This is a genomic window from Lelliottia sp. F153 (genome assembly GCF_002870005.1).
Taxonomy (GTDB): Bacteria; Pseudomonadota; Gammaproteobacteria; order Enterobacterales; family Enterobacteriaceae; genus Enterobacter; species Enterobacter nimipressuralis.
Window position 1 is genome coordinate 339,363 of the sequence record NZ_PKFT01000001.1, and the last position, 19,229, is coordinate 358,591.

General features: G+C 53.5%; 20 protein-coding genes. 13 read left to right on the forward strand and 7 right to left on the reverse strand.

Going from position 1 to position 19,229, the window contains the following annotated elements; genetic code table 11:
* Window positions 1-235: 235 nt before the first annotated feature.
* The 7 genes from licT (at window position 236) to acnA (ending at window position 6,617) form a co-directional block, all read left to right on the forward strand.
* Window positions 236-1,069 (forward strand): BglG family transcription antiterminator LicT, encoded by an 834-nt coding sequence (gene licT / locus F153LOC_RS01590; RefSeq protein WP_102104857.1) that lies wholly within the window; start codon window positions 236-238, stop codon window positions 1,067-1,069.
* 201 nt (window positions 1,070-1,270) lie between these two features.
* Window positions 1,271-1,708, forward strand: coding sequence for an IS200/IS605 family transposase (gene tnpA, locus F153LOC_RS01600; RefSeq protein WP_102105814.1), 438 nt, complete (start codon window positions 1,271-1,273; stop codon window positions 1,706-1,708).
* A 212-nt stretch (window positions 1,709-1,920) separates the two neighbouring features.
* Window positions 1,921-2,895 carry an HTH-type transcriptional regulator CysB gene (gene cysB / locus F153LOC_RS01610; protein WP_095282217.1) on the forward strand — a complete coding sequence of 325 codons (975 nt, stop codon included), beginning with the start codon at window positions 1,921-1,923 and terminating at the stop codon, window positions 2,893-2,895.
* Window positions 2,896-3,231: 336 nt separating this feature from the next.
* Window positions 3,232-3,372, forward strand: coding sequence for a YmiA family putative membrane protein (locus F153LOC_RS01615; protein ID WP_213015984.1), 141 nt, complete (start codon window positions 3,232-3,234; stop codon window positions 3,370-3,372).
* A gap of 14 nt (window positions 3,373-3,386) precedes the next feature.
* Window positions 3,387-3,545, forward strand: coding sequence for a hypothetical protein (locus tag F153LOC_RS21640; protein ID WP_164971785.1), 159 nt, complete (start codon window positions 3,387-3,389; stop codon window positions 3,543-3,545).
* A 133-nt stretch (window positions 3,546-3,678) separates the two neighbouring features.
* A complete protein-coding gene (gene ymiC, locus F153LOC_RS21705; protein ID WP_331251887.1) occupies window positions 3,679-3,777 on the forward strand; it encodes a small membrane protein YmiC in 99 nt (32 codons plus the stop codon).
* 164 nt (window positions 3,778-3,941) lie between these two features.
* Window positions 3,942-6,617, forward strand: a complete 2,676-nt coding sequence (acnA, locus tag F153LOC_RS01620; protein WP_102103846.1) for an aconitate hydratase AcnA — start codon at window positions 3,942-3,944, stop codon at window positions 6,615-6,617.
* 33 nt (window positions 6,618-6,650) lie between these two features.
* Here the strand turns inward: acnA and ribA are convergent, their stop codons facing one another.
* Entirely contained in the window at window positions 6,651-7,241 is a 591-nt protein-coding gene (gene ribA / locus F153LOC_RS01625; RefSeq protein WP_100779972.1) for a GTP cyclohydrolase II, read from the reverse strand.
* Between the two features lie 195 nt (window positions 7,242-7,436).
* Between ribA and pgpB the strand changes: the two genes are divergently transcribed.
* The 5 genes from pgpB to yciH all read left to right on the forward strand — a co-directional run bounded on the left by pgpB (window position 7,437) and on the right by yciH (window position 11,087).
* Window positions 7,437-8,204 carry a phosphatidylglycerophosphatase B gene (pgpB, locus tag F153LOC_RS01630; protein WP_102103845.1) on the forward strand — a complete coding sequence of 256 codons (768 nt, stop codon included), beginning with the start codon at window positions 7,437-7,439 and terminating at the stop codon, window positions 8,202-8,204.
* Between the two features lie 148 nt (window positions 8,205-8,352).
* Window positions 8,353-8,661 carry a LapA family protein gene (locus F153LOC_RS01635; protein ID WP_100779974.1) on the forward strand — a complete coding sequence of 103 codons (309 nt, stop codon included), beginning with the start codon at window positions 8,353-8,355 and terminating at the stop codon, window positions 8,659-8,661.
* A 6-nt stretch (window positions 8,662-8,667) separates the two neighbouring features.
* Window positions 8,668-9,837 carry a lipopolysaccharide assembly protein LapB gene (gene lapB, locus F153LOC_RS01640; RefSeq protein ID WP_100779975.1) on the forward strand — a complete coding sequence of 390 codons (1,170 nt, stop codon included), beginning with the start codon at window positions 8,668-8,670 and terminating at the stop codon, window positions 9,835-9,837.
* A gap of 186 nt (window positions 9,838-10,023) precedes the next feature.
* Entirely contained in the window at window positions 10,024-10,761 is a 738-nt protein-coding gene (gene pyrF, locus F153LOC_RS01645) for an orotidine-5'-phosphate decarboxylase (protein ID WP_102103844.1), read from the forward strand.
* Window positions 10,761-11,087 carry a stress response translation initiation inhibitor YciH gene (gene yciH / locus F153LOC_RS01650; RefSeq protein ID WP_102103843.1) on the forward strand — a complete coding sequence of 109 codons (327 nt, stop codon included), beginning with the start codon at window positions 10,761-10,763 and terminating at the stop codon, window positions 11,085-11,087. The genes pyrF and yciH overlap by 1 nt, the downstream gene beginning before the upstream one ends.
* A 101-nt stretch (window positions 11,088-11,188) precedes the next feature.
* On the opposite strand, the gene osmB is transcribed toward yciH, so the two are convergent.
* The 3 genes from osmB to F153LOC_RS01665 form a co-directional block, all read right to left on the reverse strand.
* Window positions 11,189-11,407: an osmotically-inducible lipoprotein OsmB gene (gene osmB / locus F153LOC_RS01655; protein ID WP_100780870.1), complete on the reverse strand. Its 219-nt coding sequence runs from the start codon at window positions 11,405-11,407 to the stop codon at window positions 11,189-11,191.
* Between the two features lie 265 nt (window positions 11,408-11,672).
* The gene (locus F153LOC_RS01660) at window positions 11,673-12,425 is read right to left on the reverse strand and encodes a DNA-binding transcriptional regulator YciT (protein WP_102103842.1); all 753 of its coding nucleotides are present in this window, start codon (window positions 12,423-12,425) and stop codon (window positions 11,673-11,675) included.
* A 66-nt stretch (window positions 12,426-12,491) separates the two neighbouring features.
* Window positions 12,492-12,674, reverse strand: coding sequence for a hypothetical protein (locus tag F153LOC_RS01665; RefSeq protein WP_100779979.1), 183 nt, complete (start codon window positions 12,672-12,674; stop codon window positions 12,492-12,494).
* Between the two features lie 193 nt (window positions 12,675-12,867).
* On the opposite strand from F153LOC_RS01665, the gene F153LOC_RS01670 reads away from it, so the two are divergent.
* Entirely contained in the window at window positions 12,868-13,737 is an 870-nt protein-coding gene (locus F153LOC_RS01670; RefSeq protein WP_102103841.1) for a crotonase/enoyl-CoA hydratase family protein, read from the forward strand.
* Here the strand turns inward: F153LOC_RS01670 and pdeR are convergent.
* The 3 genes from pdeR to F153LOC_RS01685 all read right to left on the reverse strand — a co-directional run bounded on the left by pdeR (window position 13,734) and on the right by F153LOC_RS01685 (window position 19,069).
* Window positions 13,734-15,725: a cyclic di-GMP phosphodiesterase gene (gene pdeR / locus F153LOC_RS01675; protein WP_100779981.1), complete on the reverse strand. Its 1,992-nt coding sequence runs from the start codon at window positions 15,723-15,725 to the stop codon at window positions 13,734-13,736. The genes F153LOC_RS01670 and pdeR overlap by 4 nt on opposite strands.
* A gap of 320 nt (window positions 15,726-16,045) precedes the next feature.
* A complete protein-coding gene (locus F153LOC_RS01680) occupies window positions 16,046-17,980 on the reverse strand; it encodes an exoribonuclease II (RefSeq protein WP_102103840.1) in 1,935 nt (644 codons plus the stop codon).
* A gap of 87 nt (window positions 17,981-18,067) precedes the next feature.
* Window positions 18,068-19,069 carry a CMD domain-containing protein gene (locus F153LOC_RS01685; protein ID WP_102103839.1) on the reverse strand — a complete coding sequence of 334 codons (1,002 nt, stop codon included), beginning with the start codon at window positions 19,067-19,069 and terminating at the stop codon, window positions 18,068-18,070.
* Window positions 19,070-19,229: the final 160 nt, after the last annotated feature.

Below are 19,229 nucleotides of genomic sequence, written 5' to 3' on the forward strand. Positions count from 1 at the left end.
TCATTAAAGGCGATGTGCGCTACGTTTAGCGATATGTTCCGCTGGCGCAGGAGAGCGGGGTGGTGGAACTGAAAACTGCTTCAATAACGATCTGTATCACGTTTTTACGCGTAGTACATTGAGGCTGCGATTGAAACTGATAGAGTGCGAAAACTGGATTGTTACTGCTGCGGCAGGCAAAACCTGATTTTCTGGCATCCGCCGGAGGTCAGGTTTTTTTGTTTCTGGGGTTCTGATGAAAATCGCCAAAATTCTCAATAATAATGTGGTGGTTGTTCTGGATGAGCACATGCGCGAACAGGTCGTTATGGGGCGCGGGCTGGCCTTCCAGAAACGCATCGGTGACGATCTTGACGCTGAGAAAGTGGAAAAGGTTTTCGCACTGCAAAGCGATGAGCTGGCGCGTCGACTGGGGGAATTACTCAGTCAGATCCCCCTTGAGGTGATGACCACCTGCGACCGCATTATTGGGCTGGCGGCGCAGCGGCTGGGGAAATTGCAGGACAGTCTCTACATCACGTTGACCGACCACTGCCATTTTGCCATCGAACGGCAAAAGAAAGGCCTGGCGATCAAAAACGTGCTGTTGTGGGAGATCAAACGTCTGTACCCGAAGGAGTTTGAGCTGGGGCAGGAAGCAAGGGCGATTATCGCCAGCAGGCTGGGGGTGAAGCTTGCCGAAGATGAGGCGGGGTTTATCGCGCTTCACCTGGTCACGGCGCAACTGAACAGCGAAATGCCCGAAGTGATGCACGTCACCCGCGTTATGCAGGAGATCCTGCAGCTGGTGAAGTATCAGCTTCAGCTGGAATATGACGAAGAGTCGCTCAGCTATCAGCGCTTTGTCACCCACCTGAAGTTCTTTGCTCAACGGATGCTGACCCGCACCGTGGTGGAAGATGACGATGTGACGCTGCATACGGCGGTAAAAGACAACTACGCGAAAGCCTGGATTTGCGCCGAGAAAATCGCGCAGTATCTGCAAAAAAGTTATCAGCGCGAGCTGACGACGGAAGAAATTATGTTTCTCACCATTCATATTGAGCGAGTGAGAAAAGAGGGGCGTTAAGCTTCAAAATCTGGATTGTTACTGCATAACGCAGGCAAAACCTGAGCGCGGCATCTGAAGAGATGCCGTTCTCGGGTTTTTTTTATCCCTGCATGAACACCACCTCCTATGGAGGTGGTCAGCAATAAGTTGGCTCTGCCAATAATGCTACTCATGGGAAAATCCGAATCTGTTATCCCCATAACTGATAAGGATTTAACCATGAGTAGATTCCAGAAAGCATCTCATGTGCTCTGGTGTTGTCAATATCATATCGTATGGACACCCAAGTACCGATTTCGCATCCTTAGGAACAATGTTGGTAAAGAGGTCTACAGGCAGATAAGGATCTCAAGCGAGCAGCTCGGGATAGAAGTGGTAGAGCTGAATGTTCAGATAGATCATGTCCATCTACTGGTAAAAGTCCCGCCACGTCTTTCTATTTCACATGTGATCGGTCATTTGAAAGGTAAAACAGCCCTTAGGTTGTTCAGCAAATTTCCCCACCTGCGGAAGAACAAGCTGTGGGGAAATCACTTTTGGGCACGAGGTTACTGCGTGGATACCGTAGGTATAAATGAAGAAATGATCAGAAAGTACGTGAAATATCAGGAAAAGCATGAAGTTGAAGAGAGCCAGCTTCCACTAAAAGAGGTGTGAAGGGAAGGCTCTCAGAGTCTGGACTTAGTACGCCCCTATGGGGCGTTATCAATGCCACCTGCTATGCAGGTGGTTTTTTACTGGTCGTTATTATTTTTTGTTCCGTACTATACACTCGGGCTATAAATGATATAGTGGTTATAGTTAACCCCTTTCTTATTATTAAATCGTCTTAAGCGATTATCCCTGTGCGCTAAATCGGATGGTCAGGCATGAAACTACAACAGCTTCGTTATATCGTTGAGGTGGTCAACCACAACCTTAACGTCTCTTCGACCGCAGAAGGTCTTTATACGTCTCAGCCCGGCATCAGTAAGCAGGTGCGTATGCTGGAAGATGAACTGGGTATTCAGATTTTTGCCCGCAGCGGTAAGCATCTGACGCAGGTCACTCCGGCCGGTCAGGAGATTATTCGTATCGCCCGCGAAGTGTTGTCGAAGGTTGATGCAATTAAATCCGTTGCCGGGGAACACACCTGGCCCGATAAAGGCTCACTTTATATCGCCACCACCCATACGCAGGCACGTTACGCGCTGCCAGGGGTGATTAAGGGCTTTATTGAGCGTTACCCGCGCGTCTCGCTGCATATGCATCAGGGCTCGCCGACACAAATCGCGGAAGCGGTCTCAAAAGGTAATGCCGACTTTGCGATTGCAACCGAAGCGCTGCACCTCTATGACGATCTGGTGATGTTGCCTTGCTACCACTGGAATCGTTCGATTGTGGTCACGCCGGAACATCCGCTGGCAGGAAAGGGATCGGTCACCATTGAAGAGCTGGCACAGTACCCGCTGGTGACTTACACCTTCGGCTTTACAGGACGTTCTGAGCTCGACACCGCGTTTAATCGTGCAGGGCTGACGCCGCGCATCGTTTTCACCGCAACCGACGCCGACGTTATAAAGACTTATGTGCGTCTGGGATTAGGCGTGGGGGTGATTGCGAGTATGGCCGTAGACCCGGTCTCTGACCCGGATCTGGTACGCCTTGACGCCCATGATGTCTTTAGCCACAGCACCACCAAAATCGGTTTCCGCCGTAGCACCTTCCTGCGCAGCTATATGTATGATTTCATTCAACGCTTCGCGCCACACTTAACCCGTGATGTGGTGGATACCGCGGTAGCGTTACGCTCGAATGAAGATATTGAAGCGATGTTCCAGGACATTAAGCTTCCGGAAAAATAATCACACCCGGTATCTTTCCTTCCGGAAAGATACCGAAATAATGTCTTAAAGCTAAATTAGAATTATCATCATCCCCATTCTCTGCCGCATATAACCGCATAAACGTTATAAGTTTAGGGTTAAACTGTCGCAAATTTGCGACAAAAGTAGAAAGTAAATTCCCGCTACGCAAATTCCTCGTTTCAATTATTTATTTCTGGTCAAAAGATTAATTAATTCCCTGGAAACGATCGTAAATTCACTGGCTTTTCGACTAAAGTTTCTTTAGGATTTATCTCAACTCATGATTACTTGTACCGATTGTTTGGTATCGAAATGATAAGCGAAGTCGATTGTATGAGGTTAGCAATGCCGTCAGGAAGTGAAGATCCGCAAAGGGACCCAGCGCTTAAGCGTAAAGCCTGGCTGGCGGTATTTCTTGGCTCCGCCCTGTTCTGGGTGGTGGTAGCGTTACTGGTCTGGAAATATTGGGGATAGCGATGGCAGTTCACATGCGTACTGAACCGGTTAAAAAGATGTGTCAGCCAGGTGACAACGGCCACAAAGCACGTAAAGAGCCTGTAACAGTCGTTCCGGCATCCTGGAAGCTCTCCGCACAGCAACAAGCCTTTATTGATACGTTCGCAGAAGACGAACCCAAAAAACAATAATTGATAATACGGTTAGCCTGCGAATATCAGGTGAGAACCGTGTACTTTTGTACTCTTTAATAAATACACATCAGCAATAAAGAACGGGGATCACCCCAAGTTACCACAGAAATATAAAGCCTGGTGTCAGATGATGAATACCCTACAAAACATGAAATACTGGTCCTGGATGGGGGCTTTTACCGTATCCGTCCTGTTCTGGGCGCAGCTAATCTGGCTGGCCTTAAACTAAATAGCAAAACCTCGCTCCGGCGAGGTTTTTTGTTTTCGTGCCCCTTCATCGATAATCCCGATTTATCAATTCGGGTTGTTATCAAAACGTTACGACATCTTTGTGTTATCTTTAATTACAGCCCCGATGATTGTCGGGGTATCCCTGTCATTAAGGAGGAGCTTATGTCGTTAACCCTACGCGAAGCCAGTAAGGACACGTTGCAAGCCGAGAATAAGACCTATCACTACTACAGCTTGCCGCTGGCCGCCAGGACACTTGGGGACATCGCGCGCTTACCCAAGTCACTGAAAGTTTTACTGGAAAATCTCTTACGCTGGCAGGATGACGAGTCTGTCACTGCCGATGATATCCACGCGCTGGCGGGGTGGCTGAAAAACGCCCATGCCGACCGTGAAATCGCCTATCGTCCGGCGAGGGTGTTGATGCAGGACTTCACCGGCGTACCGGCGGTGGTGGATCTGGCGGCGATGCGCGAAGCCGTTAAACGTCTCGGCGGCGATACCGCCAAAGTGAACCCGCTTTCTCCCGTCGATCTGGTGATTGACCACTCTGTCACCGTTGACCATTTTGGCGATGACGACGCCTTCGAAGAGAATGTGCGTCTGGAGATGGAGCGCAACCACGAACGCTATGTATTTTTGAAATGGGGCCAGCAGGCCTTTAGCCGTTTCAGCGTCGTACCGCCCGGCACCGGGATTTGCCATCAGGTAAACCTGGAGTATCTGGGCAAAGCGGTGTGGAGCGAGCTGCAGGACAAAGAGTGGATCGCTTATCCCGACACGCTGGTCGGGACCGACTCGCACACCACGATGATTAACGGACTTGGGGTTCTGGGGTGGGGTGTCGGCGGCATTGAAGCCGAAGCCGCGATGCTTGGACAGCCCGTCTCGATGCTGATCCCAGATGTGGTGGGCTTTAAGCTGTTGGGCAAGTTGCGCGAAGGAATTACCGCCACAGACCTGGTGCTGACCGTCACTCAGATGCTGCGTAAACATGGCGTGGTCGGCAAGTTTGTTGAATTCTACGGCGATGGTCTGGACTCTCTACCGCTGGCCGATCGTGCGACCATCGCCAACATGGCACCCGAATACGGCGCGACGTGTGGCTTCTTCCCAATCGATGGCGTGACGCTGGAATATATGCGCCTGAGCGGGCGTAGCGACGAGCAAGTGGCGCTGGTCGAGGCCTATGCCAAAGCACAGGGGATGTGGCGCAATACGGGCGATGAGCCGGTCTTCACCAGCACGCTTGAGCTGGACATGAATGAAGTCGAGGCGAGCCTCGCCGGGCCAAAACGCCCGCAGGATCGCGTCGCGCTGCAAAACGTACCGAAAGCCTTTGCCGCCAGTAACGAGCTGGAACTTAATAACGCGCAAAAAGACCGCCATCCGGTCGATTATGTTATGAACGGGCATCAGTATCAGCTGCCTGACGGTGCCGTGGTGATTGCGGCCATTACCTCCTGTACCAACACTTCCAACCCGAGCGTGCTGATGGCGGCGGGTCTGCTGGCGAAAAAAGCGGTAACGATCGGGCTGAAACGTCAGCCTTGGGTCAAAGCGTCGTTAGCGCCGGGGTCGAAAGTTGTTTCGGACTATCTGGCGAAAGCCAAACTGACGCCATACCTCGACGAGCTGGGCTTTAACCTGGTGGGATATGGATGCACGACCTGTATCGGTAACTCAGGACCGCTGCCGGACCCCATCGAGCAGGCGATCAAGCAGGGCGATCTCACGGTGGGTGCCGTACTTTCGGGTAACCGTAACTTTGAAGGCCGTATTCATCCGCTGGTGAAAACCAACTGGCTGGCCTCTCCGCCGCTGGTGGTCGCCTACGCCCTGGCGGGCAACATGAACATTAATCTGGCCAGCGATCCTCTCGGCCACGATCGGAAAGGCGATCCGGTGTATCTGAAAGATATCTGGCCCTCGGCGCAAGAAATTGCCCGTGCCGTGGAGCAGGTTTCCACCGAGATGTTCCGCAAGGAGTATGCCGAGGTGTTTGAAGGTACGCCGGAGTGGAAAACCATCAAAGTGGAACGGTCTGACACCTACGGCTGGCAGAGTGACTCCACCTATATCCGACTGTCGCCATTCTTCGATGACATGGAAGCCCAGCCGAAACCGCTGGTCGACATCCAGGGCGCGCGCATTCTGGCGATGCTGGGGGACTCCGTCACCACCGACCACATCTCCCCGGCGGGCAGTATTAAACCCGACAGCCCGGCAGGACGTTACCTGCAGGGACGTGGCGTTGAGCGTCGCGACTTTAACTCCTACGGCTCACGTCGCGGCAACCACGAAGTGATGATGCGCGGTACGTTCGCCAACATCCGTATTCGCAACGAAATGGTGCCAGGTGTTGAGGGCGGAATGACGCGCCACCTTCCTGGTAGCGAAGTTGTGTCGATCTACGATGCAGCGATGAAATACCAGCAGGAAGGCACGCCGCTGGCGGTCATTGCCGGTAAAGAGTATGGCTCTGGCTCAAGCCGTGACTGGGCAGCGAAAGGGCCGCGTCTGCTGGGCGTGCGGGTGGTGATTTCGGAATCGTTTGAACGTATTCACCGCTCGAATCTGATTGGGATGGGGATCCTGCCGCTGGAGTTCCCGCAGGGCGTGACGCGTAAAACGCTGGGGTTAACGGGGGAAGAGCGGATTGATGTTCGCGATCTGCAGAACCTGAAACCGGGGGCGACCGTTCCGGTACAGCTCACACGCGCGGACGGTAAAACCGAAGTGCTCGATTGCCGCTGTCGTATCGACACGGCGACGGAACTGACCTACTACCAGAATGACGGCATTCTGCACTATGTGATTCGTAATATGCTGAACTAACGGCACAGGCCCGGCGTAAGCCGGGCCATATTTTTACTCGCTGAGAAGATGACCCATCTTCGCGGCTTTAGTATCGAGGTAATGCGCATTTTTCGGGTTACGGCCCACAATCAGCGGCACACGTTCCACGATATTGATCCCGGCTTCGGTAAGGATCTCCACTTTGCGCGGGTTGTTCGTCAGCAGACGCACTTCGTCCACGCCCAGCAGTTTGAACATATCCGCACACAGAGTGAAATCGCGTTCATCGGCGGCAAAGCCGAGCTGATGGTTGGCTTCGACGGTATCGTAGCCCTGATCCTGCAGCGCATAGGCGCGGATTTTGTTCAGCAGACCAATGTTACGACCTTCCTGGCGATGGTAGAGCAGCACGCCACGGCCTTCTTCGGCGATATGAGAAAGCGCCGCTTCGAGCTGGAAACCGCAATCACAGCGCAGGCTGAACAAGGCATCACCCGTCAGACACTCGGAATGGACACGAGCCAGTACCGGTGTTTGCCCTGAAATGTCGCCAAACACCAGTGCTACGTGGTCCTGTCCGGTTGCCAGTTCTTCAAAACCCACCATCAGGAAATCGCCCCATGGGGTTGGCAGATTGGCTTCTGCCACGCGTTTAAGCTGCATGTGATTCTCCAGAGTATGCTGACACGTTTCGTGTCAGTCGCCCTTCGGCTTTAGTATCTCGCTATTTTGCCACAAGCCGACGGCGTTCACCTAGCTGAGGGCATACTATACGGACGTTAAACGCACAATCCGACATTTTCACGAATTGCGATAAATTCAGTTATGATTGTTGAGCTTAGCGAAAAAGGAGAGAACATGCTTTCAATTGCCCGTCGCACGGCTGCCGGTGCCGCCATTTTACTCATTATGCCCGTCGCGGTATGGATTTCGGGCTGGGCCTGGCAACCGGGACATAACAGCGCGTGGCTGAAAGCGCTGTACTGGCTGACGGAAACCGTTACCCAGCCGTGGGGGATCATTACCCACGGGATCCTCTGTGCGTGGTTTTTATGGTGCCTGCGTTTTCGGCTGCGTCCGGCGATCATGCTGTTTGTCATTCTGGGTGGGGCAATCGTTGTTGGCCAGGGAATAAAGTCGTGGGTCAAAGATCACGTCCAGGAGCCGCGCCCCTTTGTGGTCTGGCTTGAAAAAACGCATCATATTCCGGTAGATACCTTCTACAATTTAAAGCGTAAAGATCGCGGGCATCTGGTGAAAGATCAGCTGGCTGAAGCGCAGGAAATTCCGAAATTTTTACGCAAACACTGGCAAAAAGAGACCGGTTTCGCGTTCCCATCCGGGCATACCATGTTTGCGGCGAGTTGGGCGCTGTTAGCCGTGGGTTTACTCTGGCCGCGTCGTCGTACCGTGACCATTGCGATTTTACTGGTCTGGGCGACGGGCGTAATGGGCAGCCGTCTGCTGCTGGGGATGCACTGGCCGCGGGATTTGGTGGTGGCAACGCTTATCTCATGGCTGCTAGTGACGTTCGCGACCTGGCTTGCGCAACGGCTCTGTGGACCGCTGACGCCACCGCCGGAAGAGAACAAAGAGATCGCACAAAGAGAGCAGGAAGAGGGCTGATGGTTGAAATTCGCCGTTTAGCCCACAAATCATCATGGACCCTATCACTTTTTCCGTTTCGCGCTTGCGGCTAAAATGGTAGTTTATAAGGCTGATTGCGGCGAGTTGAACAGACTTTATTCGCTTAAACCACATAACGGGACGTCATGTGAAATATCTACTCATATTCTTACTGGTGTTAGCGATTTTTGTTATTTCGGTCACGCTGGGTGCGCAAAACGATCAACTGGTGACATTCAACTACCTGCTGGCGCAGGGCGAGTATCGCGTATCGAGCTTGCTTGCTGTTTTATTCGCCGCGGGGTTTATCATCGGCTGGCTGGTTTGTGGCCTGTTCTGGCTGAAAGTTCGTGTTTCTCTGGCGCGCGCCGAACGTAAAATCAAACGTCTTGAAAATCAAATTGCGCCTGTGAGCGACGTGCCGGTTAATACTGGTGTGCCGGTCGTGAAGGAATAAACGAATATGCTGGAGTTGTTGTTTCTGCTTTTGCCTGTAGCCGCAGCCTATGGCTGGTATATGGGCCGCAGAAGTGCGCAACAAAATAAGCAGGACGAGGCAAACCGGCTTTCCCGCGACTATGTGGCGGGGGTTAACTTCCTTCTGAGCAACCAACAGGATAAAGCGGTAGACCTGTTCCTCGACATGTTAAAAGAGGACACCGGTACCGTTGAGGCGCATCTCACCCTCGGAAACCTGTTCCGCTCGCGTGGCGAGGTCGATCGCGCCATTCGCATCCACCAGACATTGATGGAAAGCGCCTCTCTCACCTACGATCAACGTCTGCTGGCAGTCCAACAGCTGGGCCGTGATTACATGGCCGCCGGCCTTTACGATCGCGCTGAAGACATGTTCAGTCAGCTGGTCGATGAAACCGATTTTCGCATCAGCGCTTTACAGCAACTCCTGCAAATTTATCAGGCAACCAGCGACTGGCAAAAAGCCATCGATACCGCAGAACGTCTGGTGAAGCTCGGGAAAGACAACCAGCGCGTTGAAATCGCCCATTTCTACTGTGAGTTGGCCTTACAGCAGATGGGTAGCGATGATATGGACAAAGCCATGTCGCTGCTGAAAAAGGGCGCATCTGCCGATCGTAACAGCGCTCGTATCTCCATTATGATGGGGCGCGTGTTCATGGCGAAAGGCGAGTTTGGCAAAGCCGTCGAATGCCTTCTGCGGGTGATCGATCAGGATAAAGAGCTGGTCAGTGAAACTCTGGAAATGCTGCAAACCTGTTATCAGCAGCTTGGGCGTCCGGATGAGTGGGTGAGCTTCTTACGTCGCTGCGTCGAAGAGAACACCGGTGCGACGGCGGAGCTGATGCTGGCGGATGTCGTGGAGCAGCACGAAGGCAACGATACTGCCCAGGTCTATATCACCCGTCAGCTGCAGCGTCACCCGACCATGCGCGTCTTCCACAAGCTGATGGACTACCATCTGAACGATGCGGAAGAAGGGCGCGCGAAAGAGAGCCTGATGGTGCTGCGTGACATGGTTGGCGAACAGGTGCGCAGCAAGCCGCGCTATCGCTGCTCAAAATGCGGATTCACCGCCTACACGCTCTACTGGCATTGTCCTTCCTGCCGCGCCTGGTCAACCATTAAGCCGATACGCGGTCTGGACGGGCAGTAATTTTTTAAAACACTGCATATTAGTTACAACATACTCTTTACCTTTTATGACCTGTTATACCCCGTGCGGTCTGCCGTCATGCAGGAGGGTAAATCGATTCTGTCAATTTCTGGCGCCGACAGGTAGAATGCTCGCCGTTTATCTATCCCGCGCCGCTGCGGCGCCCATAGACGAAAAGGGCTGGTCATGACGTCTGTTGCATCCTCTTCTTCCCGCGTAGTTACCGAATCTCCTGTTGTTGTTGCACTCGACTATAACAATCGCGACAGCGCACTCGCGTTTGTTGATCGCATCGACCCACGCGACTGCCGTCTGAAAGTCGGCAAAGAGATGTTCACCCTGTTTGGACCGCAAATCGTGCGCGACCTGCAACAGCGTGGCTTCGAGGTATTTCTCGACCTGAAATTCCATGACATCCCAAACACCACTGCCCACGCGGTAGCAGCTGCGGCTGAACTGGGCGTCTGGATGGTGAACGTGCATGCATCAGGCGGGGCGCGAATGATGACCGCCGCTCGCGAAGCGCTGGTGCCGTTTGGCAAAGACGCACCGCTGCTGATTGCCGTTACCGTACTCACCAGTATGGAAGCGAGTGATTTACGGGATCTTGGCGTGACGTTGTCACCGGCTGAGCACGCTGAACGCCTTGCGCGCCTGACGCAAAATTGCGGGCTGGATGGCGTGGTATGCTCCGCTCAGGAAGCCGTGCGTTTCAAAGCTGAACTGGGGCAGGCATTCAAACTGGTTACCCCGGGCATTCGTCCTCAGGGCAGTGATGCGGGCGATCAGCGCCGTATCATGACGCCAGAGCAGGCGCTGGCGGCAGGCGTTGACTACATGGTGATTGGTCGTCCGGTCACGCAATCTGCCGATCCGGCGCTAACCTTAAAAGCAATCAATGCATCTCTTGGTAAGGGGGCGTAATGAGCGACTCTAACAGCCGTCTGGTCTATTCGACGGACAGTGGCCGTATCGATGAGACAAAAGTGGCCGTGCAGCGTCCGAAGGGCGATGGCATTGTGCGTATCCAGCGCCAGACCAGTGGTCGTAAGGGCAAAGGCGTCTGCCTGATCACCGGCATTGACGAGGATGACGCAGCGCTGGCAAAACTGGCCGCAGAGCTGAAAAAGCGATGCGGATGCGGTGGCGCGGTCAAAGACGGCGTAATCGAAATTCAGGGCGACAACCGCGAGTTAATTAAAACCCTGCTCGAAGCCAAAGGGATGAAAGTCAAACTGGCAGGCGGCTAAAATAATAAGCCACGGTATTTACCGTGGCTTTTTTCTTGGTGCGTAAGTCAGAAAATTGCGTTCTGAATTAATCAAATCAAACAGTGGCTATTTAATATATCTTATTTACCGACCTGATGGCCGATAACACCACCTACGGCGGCACCACCTAATGTACCCAGCGTGCTACCATCGGTTAAGACTGCACCACCGAGAGCACCGGCACCTGCCCCGATCGCGGTGTTACGGTCACGTTTAGACCAGTTAGAACATGCGCTCAGAGACATTGCGAGGGTTACTGCCAAAACAGCTGCGGCTAATTTTTTGCTGGTTAAATTCATCATACTTTCTCCTGAATTATTGATTCACGGAAATAAGCTATCTGTAAGTATAGTCAAAAGAATACTTCAGCGTCATATTCCGTGAAACCTGGTCGCGCAGGTGTTACACAATCACGCAGGTGATAGTCACTTCCTGTTATATCGCTAATAGTAATTTTAAGTTTTTGGTATCGAAACGACAGGTAAATAATCTTAAAGGGATGTTCAGAATTATCTCAGATGCCAGAATAGGCTATGCGCCCGAGATGACGGGCGCAGGAGAGCGTCAGACAGAGTGTTTGACGATATCGACGGCCAGGCCATCGCGCTGCAGTTGCTCGCGGTGCGCATCGCTCAGCCGTTCATCGGTGATGACGCGGCTAAAGCGGGAGATCGGTCCCATCATGTAGGGATGCACCGCGCCAAATTTCGAGCTGTCTGTCAGCACAATGGCTTCACAGCCTTTTTCCAGAACCGCGTTTACCACATCGGAACGCATCATATCGCGGCCGGTAAAGCCGGTTTCCGGCTGCCAGCCGTCAATCCCGATAAAGGCCTTGCTGAAGTGAACCTGCTGAACATACTGACGCGTCAGCGGCCCGACCATGCTTTCGCTTTTTTTCTGGTAGATACCGCCCAGCAGAATCACCTCGCATCGCGTCTCTTTCAGCAAATGGGCGATATAGCTGCTCACGGTAATGATCGTGATGTCTTTCTGCTCCGCGAGCGTGCGGGCCAGCAGGGCGTTGCTGCTGCCGTTCTCGATAAACACGGTTTCACCGTTGTTGACCAGCGAGGCGGCAAACTCCGCCAGTTCACGTTTTAGTGCGAAATTGGTCATCATGCGCGTTTCAACGTCTTCACTGTCCAGCGGTACGGCGTAACCGTGAGCACGGCGCAGATAACTCTGTTTTTCAAGCAGATTCAGATCCTGACGAATAGTGACCTCTGAAACGCCGGTCGTTTTGGCCAGCTCGACGACACTCACGCGTCCTTTGTCGATCACCATCTGCAGAATGATTTGTTGTCGGGAATTCATAGCATCCATATAAACGCGGCGAGCGCCGCGGGTTGAAAGTACGACAAAACGAAAAAGGGGTAAACGTTACACTTCCCAGGGGGCTTTAGACGGGTCGGGATCGGGCGAATGGCCCATACCGTTCTGCGCCAGTAATTCAGATTTCAGGATCTCAAGATTACGGATCGCGGAGTGGTAATCGCCAGCGACCAGAATATCCAGCACCGTATCAATACGTTGTGCCACTCTCTGCGCGTCAACTTCAGACATCATCTCACCCTCAGAACGAAAAGTTAATAATTTCAATGATGCAGAAATTGCTTCCAAAAGAGAAGGGAAAAAATGCACTAACCAAATTACATAAATGAAAGTGATAAATTTATCCCTCCGCATACAGACGAGTTGGGTGGTGGATTAGTCTAAAACTGCGCGCAAGGCGCTTTTTTATATGAGGAATTAGACTATGACAGTCATCAACCAAGCAACCTGCAAACTGTTCACCGATCCTGAACGTTTTACCCAACTCGCAGGCTATTACGAGGAGGAACGGCGCACTGTGTGGATGCTGCTACGCGCCCAGCCGCGTCCTTGCTTTAATCACGCATTAATTGAGGAGATCATGAATATGTCGTGGCTGGTGCGGCAATCCGGTTTTGCCGTCGACTTCTGGGTTACCGGCTCACTGGTTCCGGATATGTACAACACGGGAGGGGATTTACGCTTCTTTGTGGAGTGCATTCAAAACGGACGCCGCGAAGCGTTGCGCGCCTACGCTCGCGCCTGCGTCGATTGCGTTCACGCGGCGTCGCGCGGGTTTGATACAGGCGCCATTACGCTGGCGATGGTGGAGGGCAGCGCGCTCGGCGGGGGATTTGAGGCCGCGCTGGCACACCATTTTGTGCTGGCGCAGCGCGATGCGCGGCTGGGCTTTCCGGAAATTGCTTTTAACCTGTTCCCCGGCATGGGCGGATATTCGCTGGTCGCTCGCCGCGCAGGTATGAAGCTGGCCGAGGAGTTGATCTACCGAGGTGAGTCGCACACGGCGGAGTGGCACGAGCAGTTTGGTCTGGTGGATGTGCTGTTTGAGCCGGGACAGGGATACGTATCGACACGCACGTTCATCGATACCTTACAGCCGAAGCTGAACGGCGTTCGGGCAATGCTTCGCGCCCGTCAGCGTGTGTTGCGGCTGCCGCGCAGTGAGTTAATGGATATCACTGAGGACTGGGTGGATGCGGCGTTCTGCCTGGAGTCGAAAGACATTGCTTATATGGAACGTCTGGTGATGCTGCAAAACCGTCATAATGCGGCTGGCATGCGCAAAGCCAGTTAACGCATTTTCTTCGCCTGATAACGCTTGAGCCAGCGCTCGAATGCGGCAGCGGGCATCGGCTTAGCAAACAGAAAACCCTGCCGTTCGTTGACGCCGTTCTTGGTCAGAAAGGCGTCTTCTTTCGCGCTCTCCACACCTTCTGCGATGACCTGTAAATTCAGCGCCTGAGCCACGGCCACAATGGCGCGCACCAGCGACTGTGAAATCGACTGCTTATGGATGTCGCGCACAAACACCTGGTCGAGCTTAATGGCGTCAATCGGGAAGCGGGCTAGTTGTGACAGAGAGGAATAGCCGGTGCCGAAGTCATCGAGGTGAATTTGTGCCCCCAACTGACTGAACTGTTGGATCACCGACAGGGCCAGCTCCTCGTTTTCAATCAGGCAGCTTTCCGTCAGTTCCACATCAATCGGGCAGTATTCGAAATGAAGATCTTTCAGCGCCTGCTTGAGATCGCTGAATATCGTCTGGTCGGCGAGTTGTCGCGCAGAGACGTTTACCGCCACCCGCAGGTTGATACCTTTATCACGCCATTTCGCGACCTGACGTACCACGTCGAGCATGACCCAGCGCCCGAGGGGGACAATCAGCCCCGACTCTTCGGCGTAAGAGATAAACTCCAGCGGCGGGATCAGCCCGCGCTCTGGCGACTGCCAGCGCACCAGCGCTTCGAGGCTACGCACTTCGCCCCGCCAGGTGATTTTCGGCTGGTAGTGAATCAGGAGCTGATCGTTATCCAGCGCTTTGCGCAGGTTCGTATCCAGCCACAGGTATTCGAATACCCGCTGGTTCATTTCAGGCGAGAAGACGCAGAACTTGCCGCGGCCGCTCTCTTTGGCTGTGTACATCGCCGTATCGGCGTTGCGAATAATGCTCTCACGATCGGTGCCGTGCTGCGGCGCCAGGGAGATCCCCAGCGAACAGCCGGTGTAGATTTCGATAAGACCGATGCGGAAGGGCTGACGCAGACGCGTCAGGATGCGCGAAGCCATCGCCTCAAGGGTGCTTTGTGAGGTGTTGGTCGCCAGCACGATAAACTCATCGCCGCCGAGACGCGCCAGCACCTGGCCCTCTTCCAGACAGCTTAAAATCGCCAGGGCGACTGCCTGCAGCAACTGATCGCCAAACATATGCCCGTAGGCATCGTTCACTTTTTTAAAGTTATCGAGATCAAGATACACCACGCCGACCTGAGCCTCGCCGCGCGTATCGATCGCGTCGCTGATCAACTCATGAATGGCGTTGCGGTTGGGGAGGCCGGTAATGGTGTCGGTATTGGCCAGCACGCGCAGACGCTCCTGCGCGCGGCGTTCTTCAGTGATATCTGTGCCGGAACAGATAAGAAAAATTTCATTTTTCCCGCTGCCGCTGTGGACAAATTTGTTTCTGAACAGAAACAATCGTTGGCCTTTTCGGGTCTTGATCCAGCGCTCGACTTCGTAAGAACTGCCGTTACGGAAAAAACCGGAAATATTTCGTTTAGATGCTGCCGCTTCGCTGCGGCTCATGAACAGCTTAAAGACGTTTTGCCCGATTACTTCCTGCTCTTTCATGCCGGTATATTCTTCGCTCAGACGATTAAAGCGCTGAATATTGCCCTGCTGATCGAGGATCACAATTACCGAGTTAGCTTCAGAAACCACCTGTTCGGCAAAGGATAACCCCTGCACCAGGTCGCGCGCGACGGAAGGGGTGTCGTTCCAGGCAGAGGCCGTACCTGCCCACTCTTTTTTGTTGATTTTGCGCCCCACCAGATGGACGGGAACATCGGTGCCGTACAGGGAAAGGGTCAGGGTGATGCTGGAGGTAATAACGGTGAGCTGGCGAATCAGTTCTGCTTGATCGTCGCTTAAGGCGATGACCTGGGTCGTGTCCGAGTTTTCACTGGCGGCGAGATGGAGAGCATTACTGTCCGCTGTAAGACGCCACCAGGGGCTGTGTGTGCCCATGTAACGAAACAGCAAATTATGCTCCAGATCGTCAATCATGTTTTCTCCCGGACCTGCTCAATGGCGCAAAATTATGCATTTGCATTCGACTTTTCCGTAGTGACACAGCGGCATAACCGAGCTGAACTTATTGTTTTTCCCTACATTCTTATATTAAAACGAGAAGCGATAAAAAGGATACACGTGGATAAAAATTCCCGTAACCAAAGATGACGGTCTTCTTTTACTGTAGATAATTGTGATTGTTTTTGTGGGCTTCGAGAGGAATATATTAAGAAAAAGTGATGAATACACGATTTAGCAAGGGAAGAAAAATGTCGGCGTTCCTAAAAAGAAACCGCCGACATATTTAAGGCTTATCAGGCAACAGGGCGCGCGATAATACTGCGCGTTTCCATGCGCACTTCTGCAATATTGACATCAATCACATCGGTGACCTTGTAAACCGTCTCACCCTTGATCTGCACCGCGCCATTTTCCTGGCTGCAGGTCAGCTCATCGCGAACCGCATGCAGGAACGGGGCAGGGATAAAGGCAACGGCGCCATTGTCCACCAGACGTACGCGCATACCGCCGCGGCTAACGTCAATGATCTCTGCCGCGAAACGGGTCTCCGTTCCGGCTTTATCATTCAGGAAGCGTGCGTACAGCCAGTCACCGACATCGCGTTCAGCCATGCGGTTCAGGCGGCGTCGCTCTGCCATCTGGATGGTTGTCTCTTCCTGCGGACGGGCGATGGTTTCACCCTTGATGATCGCTTTCAGCAGACGGTGGTTCACCATGTCGCCGTATTTACGAATCGGTGAGGTCCAGGTCGCGTAAGCGTCGAGACCGAGGCCAAAGTGCGGGCCAGGTTCGGTGCTGATTTCGGCGAAGGACTGGAAGCGACGGATGCGGCTGTCGAGGAAACCAGACGGCTGTGCGTCCAGTTCACGGCGCAGTTTGCAGAAGCCGTTCAGCGTCAGCACTTCCTGCGGATCGACGTGTACGTCATGCGTTTTCAGCAGGGCAGCCAGCGCTTCGGTGTTCGCCGGATCAAAACCGGTATGAACGTTGTAAATGCCAAAGCCCAATTTGTCGCGCAGCACACGGGCGGCACAAATGTTGGCGGCAATCATCGACTCTTCAACGATGCGGTTAGCGATACGACGCGGTTCAGCAACGATATCCAGCACTTCGCCTTTTTCGCCCAGTACAAAGCGGTAATCCGGACGATCTTTAAACACCAGCGCATGGGTTTTACGCCATTCGCCACGGCTCAGGCAGAGGCGCTGCAGCAGGGTAATTTGCTGAGCAATTGCTTCGCTTTCCGGCTTCCAGCTGCCGGTGTTCTCCAGCCAGTCGGAGACATCGTCATACGCCAGCTTCGCTTTGGATTCGATGGTCGCGGCGAAGAATTCGATATCGTCTTCAATCGTGCCGTCTGCGGCAACGGTCATGCGACAGGCGAGTACCGGGCGGACTTCGTTCGGATGAAGAGAGCAGAGATCGTCGGAAAGTTCACGCGGCAGCATCGGGATATTGAAGCCCGGCAGATAGTTAGTGAACGCGCGAATTTTCGCTGAGTCGTCCAGCTTGCTGCCTTCAGCAATCCAGGCGGTCGGATCGGCAATCGCGACGGTCAGGTGCAGTTTGTCGTCACTGCCTTCTTCGATATACAGCGCATCATCCATATCCTGGGTGCTGGCGCTGTCGATAGTGACAAAGTTCAGGGCGGTCAGATCGCGACGCGCCAGGCCTTCATCCATCATCTCTGTCGCAACGCCGTTTGGCGCTTCTTTTTCCAGATTATGACGGGCAAGCGTTACCCACCACGGCACGAAATGATCGTCGCTGTAGGTAATAAAATGAGTCAGTTCTGCGTAGAAACCGCGATCGCCTTTCAGCGGATGGCGACGCATCTGGGCAACGGCCCAGTCACCTTCTTTAAAATCGTGTTCAACGCCGCGTTCTGCGCGGCAAGGGATAGCATCTTTGAGCAGTGGATGGTCCGGCACAATAGACAGACGATCGTCTTTGCGATGCACTTTACCGACAAAACGGGTCAGGAAAGGTTCGATCAATTCTTCTGGCTCGGCGGATTCACGATCTTTTTCGGTGTGAATCACTGCCGTCACACGATCGCCGTGCATCACTTTTTTCATCTGCGGAGGCGGGATGAAATAGCTTTTCTGTGCATCGACTTCCAGGAAGCCAAAGCCCTTTTCCGTGGCTTTTACCACCCCTTCAGCACGTGGCGTCTGGGAATGCAGTTGCTGTTTAAGCTGCGCTAGCAGCGGGTTGTCCTGAAGCATAGTGTTCTATTTTCGTGGCCATTGAGCGGCTGACAGTTTTACGCGAATCTCACTGCTACAGCAAGCGCATTTCGGGATTGTGCAGGGTTATTGGCCCTTGCTTAAGGCGATTTTCAGGCGGTTGATCCAGCCCAAAAAAGCACTCCAGGTCAGTAAATGGATGGCGTCGGCGGCGGGAATACCCTCTTCAATAAGAGGGGAAAACTGCGCGGCGCTAAAGCGATCGGGAGAGCGGCTCAACAGTTCGGTCGCGGCAAGCACAGACGCCAGCGCGCGATAACGCGAATTTGCCGCGTACATATCGCTTTGCAGGAATTCACCCACGCATTCGAGCAGCGCCGGTTCGTGGCACAGGAGTGGCGTTAGCTCACGTAACAGTGGCTCTGCCTGCCAGCGGGAGAGCGATTCCAGCTGCTGAGCGGTGGCGTAGCGTAACTCTACACCCGAGAAAATCGGCTCCCACGCGTTCATATCCACATCAGTAATCAGCGCATGCGGCGGAATATGGTGTCCAGGCAGCCAGCGCACAGGGTGCCCCAGCAGTGCCTGAAATGCCGCTACCACACGGGCCTGAAAACCGATAAAGCCAATAATCTGGTTGATGACAATGACGTCGTAGGTCGTCAGGCCGACCTCATCGAGCTGCAGCTGCGCTTTGCCGTCGATAATATCCGGCGAACTGGCCAACTGGCGGGCGTACTGGGTGATTTGGGCGAGGCGTTGATTACTTTCACGCGAGGAGTCAGGGCCGGGAAGTGGGGCGAGCAGGGCGGCATAGTGGTTACACAGTCGCTGAACACCACAGGCCTGTGCCACGGTCAACGCGGTGCTCAGGCGGTCATAGGCGCTGAGCGTGTGCAGGCGATTCACCGCGATGTGCAACGGGAACAGCAAATCGCACAGCGCACGCGCCGGTTTCAGCCAGCTTTCGCACGGGGTCACAATCTCTGTGGGCAAGGCTAAATCGAGCAGAAAACGATCGTCGACATGAGCGGCCTCGGGAACCAACGGCAAAACATCATCCCGACAGTGATTTGTCTGGGTCTCGTGATACCAGTGGCCTTTGCCGGTAAAGCGGCGTTGTTCCATGTGCGTTCCTTGATCTCAAATGGCGATCAATATCCTGGCGCATGGCTTTCAGTGCGAAAAATATTGTTAGGTGATAACAAATAGCGGAACGGAATAACGACGGGAAAAAGGGCGGTTCTGGCGGGAGAAACACTCTCTTCCCGTGCGGGAAGAGAGTGAA

Bases quoted from the DNA above. Each gene is read 5' to 3' on its own strand.
- pgpB (WP_102103845.1), top strand. From the start codon at position 7,437: ATGCTTTCAATTGCCCGTCGCACGGCTGCCGGTGCCGCCATTTTACTC.
- yciH (WP_102103843.1), top strand. From the start codon at position 10,761: ATGAGCGACTCTAACAGCCGTCTGGTCTATTCGACGGACAGTGGCCGT.
- F153LOC_RS01615 (WP_213015984.1), top strand. From the start codon at position 3,232: ATGAGGTTAGCAATGCCGTCAGGAAGTGAAGATCCGCAAAGGGACCCA.
- F153LOC_RS01685 (WP_102103839.1), bottom strand. From the start codon at position 19,069: ATGGAACAACGCCGCTTTACCGGCAAAGGCCACTGGTATCACGAGACC.
- F153LOC_RS01670 (WP_102103841.1), top strand. From the start codon at position 12,868: ATGACAGTCATCAACCAAGCAACCTGCAAACTGTTCACCGATCCTGAA.
- pdeR (WP_100779981.1), bottom strand. From the start codon at position 15,725: ATGATTGACGATCTGGAGCATAATTTGCTGTTTCGTTACATGGGCACA.
- ribA (WP_100779972.1), bottom strand. From the start codon at position 7,241: ATGCAGCTTAAACGCGTGGCAGAAGCCAATCTGCCAACCCCATGGGGC.
- acnA (WP_102103846.1), top strand. From the start codon at position 3,942: ATGTCGTTAACCCTACGCGAAGCCAGTAAGGACACGTTGCAAGCCGAG.
- F153LOC_RS21640 (WP_164971785.1), top strand. From the start codon at position 3,387: ATGCGTACTGAACCGGTTAAAAAGATGTGTCAGCCAGGTGACAACGGC.
- F153LOC_RS01665 (WP_100779979.1), bottom strand. From the start codon at position 12,674: ATGTCTGAAGTTGACGCGCAGAGAGTGGCACAACGTATTGATACGGTG.
- lapB (WP_100779975.1), top strand. From the start codon at position 8,668: ATGCTGGAGTTGTTGTTTCTGCTTTTGCCTGTAGCCGCAGCCTATGGC.
- F153LOC_RS01660 (WP_102103842.1), bottom strand. From the start codon at position 12,425: ATGAATTCCCGACAACAAATCATTCTGCAGATGGTGATCGACAAAGGA.
- cysB (WP_095282217.1), top strand. From the start codon at position 1,921: ATGAAACTACAACAGCTTCGTTATATCGTTGAGGTGGTCAACCACAAC.
- F153LOC_RS01680 (WP_102103840.1), bottom strand. From the start codon at position 17,980: ATGCTTCAGGACAACCCGCTGCTAGCGCAGCTTAAACAGCAACTGCAT.
- osmB (WP_100780870.1), bottom strand. From the start codon at position 11,407: ATGAATTTAACCAGCAAAAAATTAGCCGCAGCTGTTTTGGCAGTAACC.
- tnpA (WP_102105814.1), top strand. From the start codon at position 1,271: ATGAGTAGATTCCAGAAAGCATCTCATGTGCTCTGGTGTTGTCAATAT.
- licT (WP_102104857.1), top strand. From the start codon at position 236: ATGAAAATCGCCAAAATTCTCAATAATAATGTGGTGGTTGTTCTGGAT.
- pyrF (WP_102103844.1), top strand. From the start codon at position 10,024: ATGACGTCTGTTGCATCCTCTTCTTCCCGCGTAGTTACCGAATCTCCT.
- ymiC (WP_331251887.1), top strand. From the start codon at position 3,679: ATGAATACCCTACAAAACATGAAATACTGGTCCTGGATGGGGGCTTTT.